This is a genomic window from Citrobacter koseri ATCC BAA-895 (assembly GCF_000018045.1).
Lineage (GTDB): Bacteria > Pseudomonadota > Gammaproteobacteria > Enterobacterales > Enterobacteriaceae > Citrobacter_B > Citrobacter_B koseri.
Genome location: NC_009792.1, coordinates 4,278,286 through 4,292,482, shown reverse-complemented (window position 1 = coordinate 4,292,482; position 14,197 = coordinate 4,278,286). Strand labels below are relative to the sequence as shown.

The following is a 14,197-nucleotide window of genomic DNA, read 5'->3' as shown; positions in this document are numbered from 1 at the left end:
CGGGTTTGTGAGTCACATTTTTGGCAGACAAGGAGAGACGCGTGAGGCGATTGCCGGGGATATTACTGCTCACTGGAGCCGCGCTCGTCGTCGTCGTTGCGCTGCTGATCAGTGGATTGCGCCTTGCGCTCCCCCATCTGGATAGCTGGCGCCCGGCGATCCTCAGCAAAATTGAATCTGCCACGGGTATTCCTGTTGCCGCCAGCCAGTTGCATGCGAACTGGCAAACCTTTGGCCCCACGCTTGAAGCCCGGGACATCCATGCCAGTTTGAAAGATGGCGGCGAGCTTTCAGTAAAGCGCGTCACGCTGGCGCTGGATGTCTGGCAAAGCCTGTTGCATATGCGCTGGCAGTTTCGCGATCTCACCTTCTGGCAACTGCACATCCGCACCAATACGCCGATCCAACGCAGCGACAGCGACGAAGGCATTGAAACCAACCGTATTAGCGATCTTTTCCTGCGTCAGTTTGATCACTTCGATCTCCGGGACAGCCAAATTAGCTTTCTGACCTTATCAGGCCAGCGAGCCGAACTGGCGATCCCGCAGCTTACCTGGTTGAACGGTAAAGACAGGCACCGCGCGGAAGGTCAGGTCAGTCTCTCCAGCCTGACCGGGCAGCATGGCGTGATGCAGGTTCGTATGGATCTGCGTGACGACGACGGGCTGCTGAACAACGGTCGGGTCTGGCTACAGGCCGACGATATTGACGTGAAGCCGTGGCTGGGCAAATGGATGCAGGATAACGTGGCGCTGCAAACCGCACGCTTTAGCCTGGAAGGCTGGATGACGCTCACGAAAGGCGAAGTCTCCAGCGGCGATATCTGGCTTAAGCAGGGCGGCGCGAGCTGGCAGGGCGATAATCATTCGCACACGCTTTCCGTTGATAACCTGACCGCGCACATTACGCGTGAACAGCCGGGCTGGCAGTTTTATATTCCTGACACGCGTATCACGCTGGATAGCAAACCCTGGCCGCGCGGCGCGTTAACGCTGGCCTGGGTGCCGGAACAAGAAGTTGGCGGTCAGAACAACATACGCAGCGATGAATTGCGTATTCGCGCCAGCAACCTTGAACTGGCTGATATGGACGGGCTGCGTCCGGTGGCGGCGAAACTCTCGCCTGCGCTGGGCGACATCTGGCAGGCCACACAGCCACGCGGAAAAATAGACACTCTCGCGCTGGATATCCCGCTACAGGCGACGGAGAAAACGCGTTTCCAGGCGTCGTGGGATAACCTCGCCTGGAAGCAGTGGAAGCTCTTACCGGGCGCGGAACACTTCTCCGGCACCTTGTCCGGCAGCGTGGAAAACGGCGCGCTGACCGCCTCGATGCAGCAGGCCGAAATGCCGTATGAAACCGTCTTTCGCGCACCGCTGGAAATTGAAAACGGCGTGGCGACGCTCACCTGGCTGAAGAATGACAAAGGGTTTCAGCTGGACGGGCGCAACATCGATGTGAAAGCGAAAGCCGTACATGCGCGCGGCGGTTTTCGTTACCTGCAACCCGCCGGAGAGGAGCCCTGGCTGGGGATTCTGGCAGGGATCAGCACCGATGACGGTTCACAGGCCTGGCGTTATTTCCCGGAAAACCTGATGGGCAAAGAGCTGGTTGATTACCTTAGCGGCGCGATTCAGGGCGGCGAAGCGGATAACGCCACGCTGGTGTATGGCGGCAATCCACATCTTTTCCCCTACAAACATAATGAAGGTCAGTTTGAAGTGCTGGTGCCGCTGCGTAACGCGAAGTTTGCTTTCCAGCCGGACTGGCCCGCGCTGACCGACCTCAACATTGAGCTGGACTTCCTGAACGACGGCCTGTGGATGAAGGCGGATAGCGTCAATCTGGGCGGTGTTAAGGCCAGCAATCTGACCGCAATAATCCCGGACTATGCCAAAGAAAAGCTGCTGATTGATGCCGATATCAATGGGCCGGGTAAAGCGGTCGGCCCGTATTTTGACGACACGCCGCTGAAAGATTCTCTCGGCGCCACGCTGGAGCAACTCCAGATTGACGGCGATGTGAATGCTCGCTTACATCTTGATATTCCGCTGGATGGCGAGCTGGTCACCGCCAAAGGGGACGTCTTGCTGCGTAATAATAGTTTGTTCATTAAGCCGCTCGACAGCACGCTGAAGAACCTGAGCGGTAAGTTCAGCTTCAACAACGGCAATCTCAAGAGCGAACCGTTAACGGCAAACTGGTTTAATCAGCCGTTGAACGTGGATTTCTCCACCAATGAAGGGGAAAAGGCCTATCAGGTCGACGTCAACCTTAACGGCAACTGGCAGCCGGGCCGTATGGGCGTGCTACCTGCGCAGGTGAACGATGCTATAAGCGGCGGTATGGCGTGGAACGGTAAAGTGGGCATTGCGCTTCCTTATCACTCTGGTGCGACATACAACGTAGAACTGAAAGGCGACCTGAAGAATGTGAGCAGTCACTTACCGTCACCGCTCGACAAGCAGGCCGGGGAATCCCTGCCGGTGAGCATTAAGGCTGACGGTAACTTGCGTAGCTTCGCGCTGACCGGCAGCGCCGGGAAGAATAATCACTTTAACAGCCGCTGGCTGCTGAATCAGAAACTGACGCTGGATCGGGCAATCTGGACAACGGATAGCCGCACCACGCCGACATTGCCTGACCGACAAGGCGTTGAGCTTAATCTTCCGGCAATGGATGGCGCAGAGTGGCTGGCGCTGTTCCAGAAAGGCGCGGCGGATAACGTTGGCGCAAAGACCAGTTTGCCGCAGCGCGTGACGCTACGAACGCCTTCGCTGTCGCTGGGCGGGCAACAGTGGAATAACCTGAGCATTGTCTCTGAGCCGTCGCTGAATGGTCAGAAGGTCGAAGCGCAGGGGCGCGAGGTTAACGCCACGCTGGCGATACGCAATAATGCTCCGTGGCAGGCGAACATCAAATACCTGTATTACAACCCGAGCGCGGCGAAGCGTACAGACGGCGCGCAGGCGACCTCGCCATTCTCCTCCCTTGAGCGAGTCAGTTTCCGCGGCTGGCCTGATGTGCAGTTGCGCTGCGTCGAATGCTGGCTGTGGGGGCAAAAATATGGGCGTATTGACGGCGACGTCGCGATTCAGGGAAATACGCTGACCCTGAGTAACGGGCTGCTGGATACGGGCTTCTCCCGGCTGACGGCTGAGGGTGTCTGGGTGAACACGCCGGGTAGCGAGCGCACGTCGCTGAAGGGGAAACTGCGCGGCCATAAAATTGATGCCGCAGCGGGATTCTTTGGCGTTTCGACCCCCATCCGCAACGCCTCGTTTAACGTGGACTATGACTTACACTGGCGTAACCTGCCCTGGCAGCCGGATGAGGCTTCCCTTAATGGTATTTTACGTACCCGCCTGGGGAAAGGTGAAATTACCGAGCTGAGCACCGGTCATGCGGGGCAGCTTCTGCGTCTGCTGAGCTTTGACGCACTGCTGCGTAAGCTGCGTTTTGATTTTAGCGATACGTTCAGCGACGGTTTCTACTTTGACTCTATTCGCAGTACGGCGTGGATCAAAGACGGCGTGATGCACACTGACGATACGCTGGTGGATGGGCTGGAGGCCGACATCGCCATGAAAGGTTCTGTCAATCTGGTGCGTCGGGAACTCGATATTGAAGCCGTCGTCGCACCGGAAATCTCCGCCACGGTAGGGGTTGCCGCCGCGTTTGCGGTGAACCCGATTGTCGGGGCGGCGGTATTTGCCGCGAGTAAAGTGTTGGGGCCGTTGTGGAGCAAAGTCTCCATTCTGCGCTATCGCATCACGGGCCCGGTAGACAAACCGCAGATTAACGAAGTTCTGCGCCAGCCGCGTAAAGAAAGCCAGCAATGATTTGACGGGGGCGAGTAATTGCCCCAATCTCAGTAAATAGAAATGAATGACGAACTGCAAAAGCCGGATGGCGCTGCGCTTATCCGGCCTACATAACTTCTACCGCAGTCCGGTATTGAAGCGCCTGATGGCGACGCAGGCGCGTCTTATCAGGCCTACAACAGTAACTAACGAGTAGCAAAACGATGAGTCTGAACCTGGTAAGTGAACAATTGCTAGCGGCGAACGGCCTGAACCATCAGGATTTGTTTGCCATTCTGGGCCAACTGGCCGAACGCCGTCTCGATTACGGCGATCTCTATTTTCAGTCGAGCTATCACGAATCCTGGGTTTTAGAAGATCGCATCATCAAAGATGGTTCTTACAACATCGATCAGGGCGTTGGCGTGCGCGCTATCAACGGTGAAAAAACAGGGTTTGCCTATGCCGATCAGATCAGCCTGCAAGCGCTGGAGCAGAGCGCGCAGGCCGCGCGTACCATTGTGCGCGACAGCGGCGACGGCAAAGTAAAAACACTGGGCGCGGTGGAGCACCCGATGCTCTATACCGCCATTGATCCGCTACAGAGCATGAGCCGCGAAGAGAAACTCGACATTCTGCGTCGCGTGGACAAGGCAGCGCGTGAAGCCGACAAGCGCGTACAGGAAGTGACGGCCAGCCTGACCGGCGTGTATGAGCTGATTCTGGTGGCAGCGACCGACGGTACGCTGGCGGCGGATGTGCGCCCGCTGGTGCGTCTGTCTGTCAGCGTGCAGGTAGAGGAAGACGGTAAACGCGAGCGTGGCTCCAGCGGCGGCGGCGGTCGTTTTGGTTATGACTTTTTCTTAGGTGATTTGGACGGTGAAGTACGCGCCGATGCCTGGGCGAAAGAGGCGGTGCGCATGGCGCTGGTGAATCTGTCGGCGGTTGCCGCTCCGGCGGGAACATTACCCGTTGTGCTGGGCGCGGGCTGGCCTGGTGTGCTGCTGCACGAAGCGGTAGGCCACGGACTGGAAGGGGATTTCAATCGTCGCGGTACGTCGGTGTTCAGCGGTCATATCGGTGAACTGGTCGCGTCTGAACTGTGTACCGTGGTTGATGACGGCACGATCGCCGATCGCCGTGGTTCGGTTGCCATTGATGATGAAGGTACGCCGGGCCAGTACAACGTGTTGATTGAAAACGGCATCCTGAAAGGGTACATGCAGGATAAACTCAACGCGCGTCTGATGGGCGTTTCACCGACCGGTAACGGACGTCGTGAATCATATGCGCATCTGCCGATGCCGCGTATGACCAACACCTATATGCTGGCCGGGAAATCCACGCCGCAAGAGATTATCGAGTCTGTGGAATACGGTATCTATGCGCCTAACTTTGGCGGCGGGCAGGTGGATATCACCTCCGGGAAGTTTGTGTTCTCGACTTCAGAAGCGTACCTGATCGAAAACGGTAAGGTGACGAAACCCGTGAAAGGGGCGACGCTGATTGGTTCTGGTATCGAAGCGATGCAGCAGATCTCTATGGTCGGGAACGATCTGAAACTGGATAACGGCGTTGGCGTCTGCGGTAAAGAAGGGCAGAGTCTGCCGGTAGGCGTGGGCCAGCCGACGTTAAAAGTGGATAACCTGACCGTGGGCGGCACCGCGTAAAGTCGTTTTGTAGGCCCGATACGCCGTTACGTTATCGGGCCTTTTGCCGGGTGCGGCGTGAACGCCTTATCCGGCCTGCCTGTTCTACAGGCGGGCTGCTGATCACTTCTCTTTTCCCCGACCGTACATTCCCTGAAATAGCTTCGCGACATCGACAAAATAGTCTGTCAGATAGTTAATCACCACCTGCACCTTCAGCGGCAACTTATCTTTTTCGGTATACAGCGCGTAAACCGGGCGTGGATCGGACTGGTAGCGAGGCAGCAGGATCTCCAGATCTCCGCTGTTGATCTCATTGATCACCCACATCAACGGAACGTAGGCGATCCCGGCGCCTGCGGTCAGCCAGCGGCTGAGCGTCATCGGATCGTTGGTGACGAAGCGTCCTTGTGGGATCAGCCGGGTGGAGATCCCTTCCGGCGCAATCAACTCAAACTCGTTATCCGGGCGCACGCTGTATTCCAGCCATGAGTGATTGCTGAGGTCGGCGGGTTTTTCCGGCACGCCAAATTGCGCGAGATAACTTTTGGCGGCGCACACCACCATCGGCATTGCCCCCAGACGGCGTGAAAACAGGCTGGAGTCCTGCAACGCACCGACGCGGATCACCACGTCCAGACCATCAGCGATCAGATCCGGCGCCGGGATGCCGGTCACCAGGTTAACCGTCAGGCCAGGGTACTCTTTCAGCATTTTGGCCGTTAACCCGGCGAGGACATTTTGTGCCATGGTTGAAGAACAACCAATTCGCAGGGTGCCGATAGGCGTGTTGTTGAAGGCATAAAGCTGCTCATGGACATCCTGCACTTCGTGCAGCATCCGACGGCAACCCTGATAATAAATTTTACCGGCCTCGGTCAGCCCAATGCTGCGCGTACTGCGGTTTAGCAGCTTAACCTGTAGCTCATCTTCCAGTTTTGCCACGGTCTGGCTGATAGAGGAAACGCTCATTTGTAGCTGTCTGGCAGCGGCGGTAAAGGAGCCAAATTCAACGACTTTGGCGAACACCGACATGCGTTTTAATCTTTCCATTATTCACTCTGGCTTAAAAGTGATTTAGATCACATATTATAGATAACAGCATAACAGTTACGTTAATATATTATTATTCAAATAACCGCTATGCCGCTCTCGCCTGGCTTTCCACGCCCTTCCCTGCGGTGGCATTGGCTGAAAACTGTATCGCCTGCACTCTCTTTATAAATCAAGGTCAACATGAGTCTGTTTCCCGTTATCGTGGTGTTTGGTCTCTCCTTCCCACCGATATTTTTCGAATTGCTTTTGTCACTGGCGATTTTCTGGCTGGTGCGCCGGATGCTGGTTCCAACCGGCATTTATGACTTCGTCTGGCATCCGGCTCTGTTTAATACCGCGCTGTATTGCTGCCTGTTCTATTTAATATCGCGCTTGTTCGTTTGAGGTAGAAGTGAAAACACTAACAAGAAAACTCTCTCGTACGGCCATCACGCTCGTACTGGTCATTCTGGCCTTCATCGCAATTTTCCGTGCCTGGGTCTATTACACCGAGTCGCCGTGGACGCGTGACGCGCGCTTCAGCGCCGACGTGGTTGCCATTGCGCCAGACGTCGCGGGCCTTATCACCAACGTGAGTGTGCATGATAACCAGCTGGTGAAGAAAGACCAGATACTGTTCACCATCGATCAGCCGCGCTATAAAAAAGCCCTCGAAGAAGCGGAAGCTGATGTTGCCTACTACCAGGTGCTGGCACAGGAAAAACGCCAGGAGGCTGGCCGCCGTAACCGCCTTGGCGTCCAGGCGATGTCGCGTGAAGAGATCGATCAGGCCAATAACGTTCTGCAAACCGTATTACATCAGCTTGCCAAAGCGCAGGCGACGCGCGATCTGGCAAAATTAGACCTCGAACGTACCGTGATTCGCGCCCCTGCTGACGGTTGGGTCACCAACCTGAATGTCTACACCGGCGAGTTTATTACCCGTGGCTCAACGGCGGTTGCGTTGGTGAAACAGCACTCTTTCTACGTGCTGGCCTATATGGAAGAGACCAAACTGGAAGGCGTCCGTCCAGGCTATCGCGCAGAGATAACGCCGCTTGGCAGTAACAAAGTGTTGAAAGGCACCGTTGACAGCGTGGCGGCCGGGGTCACTAACGCCAGCAGCACGCGTGACGCCAAAGGGATGGCGACCATCGACTCCAATCTGGAGTGGGTACGTCTGGCGCAGCGTGTTCCGGTACGTATCCGTCTGGACGATCAGCAGGACAACCTGTGGCCTGCCGGGACAACCGCAACCGTTGTGATTACCGGCAAGCAGGATCGTGATGAAACGCAGGACTCCTTCTTCCGTAAAATGGCGCACCGTCTGCGCGAGTTTGGTTAATCACCATGGGTATTTTCTCCATTGCCAACCAGCATATCCGCTTTGCGGTAAAACTGGCATGCGCCATCGTCCTGGCGCTGTTCGTTGGCTTTCACTTTCAGCTTGAGACGCCGCGCTGGGCGGTGCTGACCGCCGCGATTGTCGCCGCAGGCCCGGCATTCGCCGCCGGTGGGGAACCCTATTCCGGCGCGATTCGCTATCGCGGGATGCTGCGTATCATCGGGACATTTATTGGCTGTATCGCCGCGCTGACCATTATCATCACCATGATTCGTGCGCCGTTATTAATGATTCTGGTGTGCTGTATCTGGGCGGGATTTTGTACCTGGATCTCCTCGCTGGTACGGGTTGAAAACTCCTATGCATGGGGGCTGTCCGGGTATACGGCGCTGATCATCGTCATTACCATTCAGGCGGAGCCACTACTGACGCCGCAGTTCGCGGTTGAACGTTGCAGCGAGATCGTGATTGGTATCGTCTGCGCTATTATGGCGGATCTGCTCTTTTCGCCGCGTTCAGTGAAACAGGAAGTGGATCGTGAAGTCGACGGCCTGCTGGTGGCGCAATACCAGCTGATGCAGCTGTGTATTAAGCACGGCGACAGTGAGGAAGTGGACAAAGCCTGGGGCGATCTGGTGCGGCGGACGGCGGCGCTGGAAGGCATGCGCAGCAATCTCAATATGGAGTCATCGCGCTGGGGGCGCGCCAACCGCCGCCTGAAAGCGCTGAATACGCTCTCGTTGACGCTGATCACCCAGTCCTGTGAAACATACCTGATTCAGAACACTCACCCGGAGTTGATCACCGACACTTTCCGCGAGCTGTTCGAAACGCCCGTCGAAACCGCGCAGGACGTACATAAACAGCTTAAGCGGATGCGTCGCATCATTGCCTGGACCGGCGAACGTGAAACGCCCGTAACCCTTTACACCTGGGCCGGTGCGGCGACGCGCTATCTGCTGCTGAAGCGCGGCGTGATTGGCAACGCCAAAATCAGCGTGACGGAAGAGGAAGTGTTGCAGGGCGAGCCCGTCGTGAAGGTGGAATCTGCCGAGCGCCATCACGCGATGGTTAACTTCTGGCGCACCACGCTGTCCTGTGTGCTGGGCACCTTATTCTGGCTGTGGACGGGCTGGACGTCGGGAAGCGGCGCGATGGTGATGATTGCGGTCGTCACGTCGCTGGCGATGCGCTTACCCAACCCGCGCATGGTCGCTATCGACTTTATTTACGGGACGCTGGCGGCGCTACCGTTGGGTCTGCTCTATTTTTTAGTGATCATCCCGAATACGCAGCAAAGCATGTTGCTGCTGTGTCTGAGCCTGGCGGTGCTGGGGTTCTTTCTCGGGATCGAAGTCCAGAAACGGCGGCTGGGTTCGATGGGGGCGCTGGCCAGTACCATTAACATCATCGTGCTGGACAACCCGATGACCTTCCACTTCAGCCAGTTCCTTGACAGCGCGCTCGGGCAGATTGTGGGGTGCATGATGGCGTTTATCGTCATTCTGTTGGTTCGTGATAATTCACGCGACAGAACCGGACGTGTGCTGCTTAACCAGTTCGTTTCCGCAGCGGTGTCTGCGATGACCACCAACGTTGTGCGCCGTAAAGAGAACCACCTTCCGGCGCTGTATCAGCAGTTGTTCTTGTTAATGAACAAATTCCCGGGCGACCTGCCGAAGTTTCGTCTGGCGCTGACGATGATCATTGCGCACCAACGTCTGCGTGATGCGCCCATCCCGGTCAATCATGATTTATCTGCTTTTCACCGCCAGCTCCGGCGTACGGCCGATCATGTGATTTCAGCCGGAAATGACGATAAGCGTCGGCGCTACTTTGGACAACTGCTGGATGAGCTTGATGTCTATCAGGAAAAATTGCGAGTCTGGGAAGCGCCGCCACGGGTGACGGAGCCGGTAAAACGACTATCCGGCATGTTGCACAAATATCAGCACGCCTTGACGGATAACTAACACTCAGGAGCCGACGCCAAAAGCGTCGGTTTTTTTGTGGCTATACTTATCTGACGTGCGGAAAACATGACATCAGGAGGAGAAAGAACCATGCAAACGCTCCAGGACAACGAACTTTTTCAGACGGGATATCTGGTTGATGGACTTTGGAAAACGCTGGATAACACCTTCGATGTTATTAATCCGGCAACCGGTGAAACGATAGCCGCCGTTGCCAAAGCCGGTAAAAAAGAGACCGAAGAGGCGATTGCGGCGGCGGCAAAAGCCTTCCCTGCCTGGCGGGCCAAAACGGCAAAAGAGCGCTCGGCCATTCTGTATCGCTGGTATGAACTGATCATTGAGCATAAATCCTGGCTGGGCCGTCTGATGACCACTGAGCAGGGGAAGCCGTTGAAAGAGGCAGAAGGCGAAGTGGAGTACGCCGCCAGTTTCATCCAGTGGTTTGCTGAACAGGCGAAGCGGGCAAATGGCGAAATAATTCCGCCGATCAAACCCGGATCGCGGATCTTTGCCACCCGTGAACCGATTGGCGTCGTGGCGGCGATTACGCCGTGGAACTTCCCGATGGCAATGTTGACCCGTAAATTAGGCCCCGCGCTGGCGGCAGGCTGTACGGGGGTCATTAAACCGGCGAATAACACGCCGCTTAGCGCATTCGCCTTGCTGACGCTGGCGAAGAAAGCTGGCGTACCTGACGGCGTGCTGAACGCCGTCGCGGGCAATACCCCGGAGATCAGCGACGCCATTATGGCCAGCCACGAGGTGCGCAAAATCTCCTTTACCGGATCGACCGCCGTGGGGAAAACGCTGGTGCGTAACGCGGCTGACACGATGAAGAAAGTCTCGATGGAACTGGGGGGCAATGCGCCGTATATCGTGTTTGACGATGCGGATATTGACGCTGCGGTACAGGGGGCGATCGCCAATAAATTCCGCAACGCGGGGCAGGTGTGCGTCAGCGTTAACCGTTTCTATATCCATGAGTCGGTCTATGACGAATTTACCCGCAAGCTGGCGGATGCCGTACAAAAACTGAAGGTCGGAAATGGTCTGGAGGAGGGCGTGATCGTCGGCCCGCTGATTGAACCGGCGGCTGTCGATAAAGTGCGTGAGCACGTTGAGGACGCTATCGCAAAAGGAGCGAAGGTGCTGGCAGGTGCTAAAGCGCATTCGTTAGGCGGGAATTTCTGGCAGCCCACTGTACTGGGCGACTGTAGCGATGGGATGAAACTGGCCAGTGAAGAGACCTTCGGGCCGGTCGCGGCCTGCTTTCGTTTTACCAGTGAAGACGAGGTCATTCAGCGTGCCAACAATACGCCGTTTGGCCTGGCGGCTTACTTCTACACGCAAAATTTACAACGCGTATTCCGCGTTTCCCAGGCGATTGAAAGCGGCATGATTGGGATTAATGAATGCGCCGTATCAACCGAGCTGGGGCCATTTGGCGGGGTGAAAGAGTCGGGTCTGGGGCGTGAAGGATCGGTGCTGGGGCTTGAAGAGTTTCTGGAAGTGAAGACCCTGCACATCGGCGGCCTGTAATGTGACTGCGTCGGGGGTGGTGGCTGGCTATGAACATCTATACCTTTGATTTTGATGAAATAGAAGACCAGAACGATTTTTACCGCGAATTTACGCGGATGTTTGGCCTTGCCAGAGAGAAAGTCGGCGATCTTGATTCTCTATGGGATGCTCTCATGAGCGAGGTGCTGCCATTGCCGCTGGAGATTGAGTTTGTTCATCTGCCGGAAAAACTGCGCAGGCGTTACGGCGCGCTGATTTTGCTGTTTGATGAAGCAGAAGAGGAACTGGAAGGGCAGCTGCGGTTTAATGTTCGCCATTCGTGATGACAAACATAAAAAAGCCCCCGGCAGTCGGGGGCAAGTCGTCGGACTAGACGACGAGGGTTTATTTGTAAAGTTCTGCCGTAGCGTGCCAGTTGTCGCCGCTACGTGCTTCAGTAATCTGATAGGCGGATGCGCCGTTTGCTTCTGCTTTTTTGTTCAGCATTTCATGCATATCCATCGGGGAAGAACCGATAGCGCTTACGGAAACAGAGCCGATAGCCTGACGGCCTTGCGCTTGTTCTGCGTTGATGGATTCGGCTGCGAATGCGCCAAAAGAGAGAACGGACAGAACGCTTAATGCTGCAACAGTAGTTTTGATTTTCATGATTTTTACCTCGTCGAATTCTTTTATTAGGGTCTGTGTTTCGTGACCCTCATCACAAAATCAAGTATACACTAATCACGCGATTAATTAATACCACGCTAATGGTTTCATGGGTTATTGTGTGTTAATGATTTGTTTTTTTATAACCGTATGGAATTAAAAACGTGTTAAAAAGCATGTTGTTAAGATTAAATTCAATAAAATCATAAGGATATGAAATTTTGCAATTTGTGCGTTTTTTCCAATGCACATTCACCATGTAAATGATTTTTGACGGTTAAACGCACTATTTGTTAAATGACAGGCAGTGAAAAATGACGGCAGAAGAGGTGGCGGCAGGTTTTTTCCCCGTCGCGCTTAACGACGGGGAGAAGGGATTACAGCTCTTGTTCGAACAGTTCCAGAATGGCTTCGTACAGATCTTTCACCGTAAAGCCATTCGCGGGGGTGGTGAAAATGGTGTCGTCACCGGCAATGGTTCCGAGAATGCCTTCCGCTTTCCCCAGCGAGTCCAGCAGACGCGCGATCAGCTGTGCGGCGCCAGGACTGGTATGGATCACCACAACAGCATCGTTGTAGTCGATATCTAACACCAGATTCTTTAAAGGGCTGGAGGTGGTTGGCACGCCTAGCTCAGCCGGGAGACAGTAGACCATCTCCATTTTTGCGTTGCGGGTACGCACCGCGCCGAACTTGGTCAGCATGCGCGAGACCTTGGACTGGTTGATGTTATCAAAGCCCTGATCCTGTAACGCGAGGACGATTTCGCCCTGTGAACTGAATTTTTCTTCTTTGAGTAGCGCTTTGAACGCCTTGACTAATTCTTCTTGTTTAGCCGAGCTTCGCATAAGTCACCCGTAATATGAGGATGGAAACAACATTATTATGCATACAGATGAATTTTTATGCAAACAGTCTGCCTCACCGGAGGCTGAAATAATGTTATGAAAGAGCGGAATTCTATCAAATTCCGTTATCAAGAAACATGCCTGCGTCACGGCGCGCAAATAAGCTTAAAAGTAAATTAAATGTTATCAAATTGATGTTGTTTTGGAGAGGCAGTAGAGTATATTGTCAGCACCTGTTGGAAAGTTGTTCTGTGGTTCAGGCGCTTTTGAATTACGTAAATTAGCTTTTCTATTACGTAAGTTAAATGCATAAAAGCCAAATTTGCGTGACTACGCATTCTTGACGCGTGGTGGTTGTATTCATTGGATTTGTGAATTATGGTCGCCGCCGCGGAGCAACAAACACTTAGCTTATCAATATAATAAGGAGTTTAGGATGAAAGTCGCAGTCCTCGGCGCTGCCGGCGGTATCGGCCAGGCGCTTGCACTACTGTTAAAAACCCAACTGCCTTCAGGTTCAGAACTCTCCCTGTACGACATCGCTCCAGTGACCCCAGGTGTGGCCGTTGACTTGAGCCATATCCCTACAGCAGTAAAAATCAAAGGTTTCTCCGGCGAAGACGCGACCCCGGCGCTTGAAGGCGCAGACGTCGTACTGATCTCGGCTGGCGTGGCGCGTAAACCGGGTATGGATCGTTCCGACCTGTTTAACGTCAACGCAGGTATCGTGAAGAACCTGGTACAACAGATCGCAACGACCTGTCCGAAAGCCTGTGTGGGCATTATCACCAACCCGGTGAACACTACCGTCGCTATCGCTGCTGAAGTGCTGAAAAAAGCAGGCGTTTACGACAAGAACAAACTGTTTGGCGTGACCACGCTGGACATCATCCGCTCCAACACCTTTGTCGCGGAACTGAAAGGCAAACTGCCGACCGACGTTGAAGTTCCGGTTATCGGCGGTCACTCTGGCGTGACCATTCTGCCGCTGCTGTCGCAGATCCCGGGTGTCAGCTTCACCGAGCAGGAAGTGGCTGACCTGACCAAACGTATCCAGAATGCGGGTACGGAAGTGGTTGAAGCGAAGGCTGGCGGCGGATCGGCAACCCTGTCTATGGGTCAGGCTGCTGCGCGCTTTGGTCTTTCTCTGGTGCGCGCGCTGCAAGGCGAGAAGGACGTGGTGGAATGTGCCTACGTTGAAGGTGACGGCCAGTATGCGCGCTTCTTCTCTCAGCCGCTGCTGCTGGGTAAAAACGGCGTGGAAGAGCGCAAGTCTATCGGCAAACTGAGCGCGTTTGAACAGAATGCGCTGGAAGGTATGCTGGATACGCTGAAAAAAGATATCGCCCTGGGCGAAGAGTTCGTTAACAAGTAA

Annotated in this window: 11 protein-coding genes; 8 read left to right on the top strand and 3 right to left on the bottom strand. The window is 54.9% G+C overall.

The window, feature by feature from the left end; genetic code table 11:
* The first annotated feature begins 41 nt into the window (after window positions 1-41).
* On the top strand, window positions 42-3,842 hold the full coding sequence (gene yhdP, locus CKO_RS19825) for an AsmA2 domain-containing protein YhdP (protein ID WP_024130993.1): 3,801 nt from the start codon (window positions 42-44) through the stop codon (window positions 3,840-3,842).
* Window positions 3,843-4,027: 185 nt separating this feature from the next.
* The gene (gene tldD / locus CKO_RS19820) at window positions 4,028-5,473 is read left to right on the top strand and encodes a metalloprotease TldD (protein ID WP_012135378.1); all 1,446 of its coding nucleotides are present in this window, start codon (window positions 4,028-4,030) and stop codon (window positions 5,471-5,473) included.
* A gap of 102 nt (window positions 5,474-5,575) precedes the next feature.
* On the opposite strand, the gene aaeR is transcribed toward tldD, so the two are convergent.
* Window positions 5,576-6,505 (bottom strand): HTH-type transcriptional activator AaeR, encoded by a 930-nt coding sequence (gene aaeR, locus CKO_RS19815; protein ID WP_012135377.1) that lies wholly within the window; start codon window positions 6,503-6,505, stop codon window positions 5,576-5,578.
* A 183-nt stretch (window positions 6,506-6,688) separates the two neighbouring features.
* Between aaeR and aaeX the strand changes: the two genes are divergently transcribed.
* The 5 genes from aaeX to CKO_RS19790 all read left to right on the top strand — a co-directional run bounded on the left by aaeX (window position 6,689) and on the right by CKO_RS19790 (window position 11,649).
* Window positions 6,689-6,892, top strand: a complete 204-nt coding sequence (gene aaeX / locus CKO_RS19810) for a p-hydroxybenzoic acid efflux pump operon protein AaeX (protein ID WP_000051840.1) — start codon at window positions 6,689-6,691, stop codon at window positions 6,890-6,892.
* A gap of 7 nt (window positions 6,893-6,899) precedes the next feature.
* On the top strand, window positions 6,900-7,832 hold the full coding sequence (gene aaeA / locus CKO_RS19805) for a p-hydroxybenzoic acid efflux pump subunit AaeA (RefSeq protein WP_012135375.1): 933 nt from the start codon (window positions 6,900-6,902) through the stop codon (window positions 7,830-7,832).
* A 5-nt stretch (window positions 7,833-7,837) separates the two neighbouring features.
* Window positions 7,838-9,805, top strand: a complete 1,968-nt coding sequence (gene aaeB / locus CKO_RS19800; protein WP_012135374.1) for a p-hydroxybenzoic acid efflux pump subunit AaeB — start codon at window positions 7,838-7,840, stop codon at window positions 9,803-9,805.
* A gap of 90 nt (window positions 9,806-9,895) precedes the next feature.
* Complete coding sequence (locus CKO_RS19795) at window positions 9,896-11,344, top strand: NAD-dependent succinate-semialdehyde dehydrogenase (protein WP_012135373.1); 1,449 nt, start codon at window positions 9,896-9,898, stop codon at window positions 11,342-11,344.
* Window positions 11,345-11,373: 29 nt separating this feature from the next.
* Window positions 11,374-11,649, top strand: a complete 276-nt coding sequence (locus CKO_RS19790; protein WP_012135372.1) for a barstar family protein — start codon at window positions 11,374-11,376, stop codon at window positions 11,647-11,649.
* 61 nt (window positions 11,650-11,710) lie between these two features.
* Here CKO_RS19790 and yhcN read toward each other — a convergent pair whose 3' ends face one another.
* On the bottom strand, window positions 11,711-11,974 hold the full coding sequence (gene yhcN / locus CKO_RS19785) for a peroxide/acid stress response protein YhcN (RefSeq protein WP_012135371.1): 264 nt from the start codon (window positions 11,972-11,974) through the stop codon (window positions 11,711-11,713).
* A gap of 377 nt (window positions 11,975-12,351) precedes the next feature.
* A complete protein-coding gene (gene argR, locus CKO_RS19780) occupies window positions 12,352-12,822 on the bottom strand; it encodes a transcriptional regulator ArgR (protein ID WP_012135369.1) in 471 nt (156 codons plus the stop codon).
* A 436-nt stretch (window positions 12,823-13,258) separates the two neighbouring features.
* Here argR and mdh point away from each other — a divergent pair, with 436 nt between their 5' ends.
* Window positions 13,259-14,197, top strand: coding sequence for a malate dehydrogenase (gene mdh / locus CKO_RS19775; protein ID WP_012135368.1), 939 nt, complete (start codon window positions 13,259-13,261; stop codon window positions 14,195-14,197).

What these genes read in the sequence shown, in the direction of transcription:
- tldD (WP_012135378.1), top strand. Translation starts at nt 4,028, where the DNA reads ATGAGTCTGAACCTGGTAAGTGAACAATTGCTAGCGGCGAACGGCCTG.
- aaeR (WP_012135377.1), bottom strand. Translation starts at nt 6,505, where the DNA reads ATGGAAAGATTAAAACGCATGTCGGTGTTCGCCAAAGTCGTTGAATTT.
- aaeX (WP_000051840.1), top strand. Translation starts at nt 6,689, where the DNA reads ATGAGTCTGTTTCCCGTTATCGTGGTGTTTGGTCTCTCCTTCCCACCG.
- aaeB (WP_012135374.1), top strand. Translation starts at nt 7,838, where the DNA reads ATGGGTATTTTCTCCATTGCCAACCAGCATATCCGCTTTGCGGTAAAA.
- CKO_RS19795 (WP_012135373.1), top strand. Translation starts at nt 9,896, where the DNA reads ATGCAAACGCTCCAGGACAACGAACTTTTTCAGACGGGATATCTGGTT.
- CKO_RS19790 (WP_012135372.1), top strand. Translation starts at nt 11,374, where the DNA reads ATGAACATCTATACCTTTGATTTTGATGAAATAGAAGACCAGAACGAT.
- yhcN (WP_012135371.1), bottom strand. Translation starts at nt 11,974, where the DNA reads ATGAAAATCAAAACTACTGTTGCAGCATTAAGCGTTCTGTCCGTTCTC.
- argR (WP_012135369.1), bottom strand. Translation starts at nt 12,822, where the DNA reads ATGCGAAGCTCGGCTAAACAAGAAGAATTAGTCAAGGCGTTCAAAGCG.
- mdh (WP_012135368.1), top strand. Translation starts at nt 13,259, where the DNA reads ATGAAAGTCGCAGTCCTCGGCGCTGCCGGCGGTATCGGCCAGGCGCTT.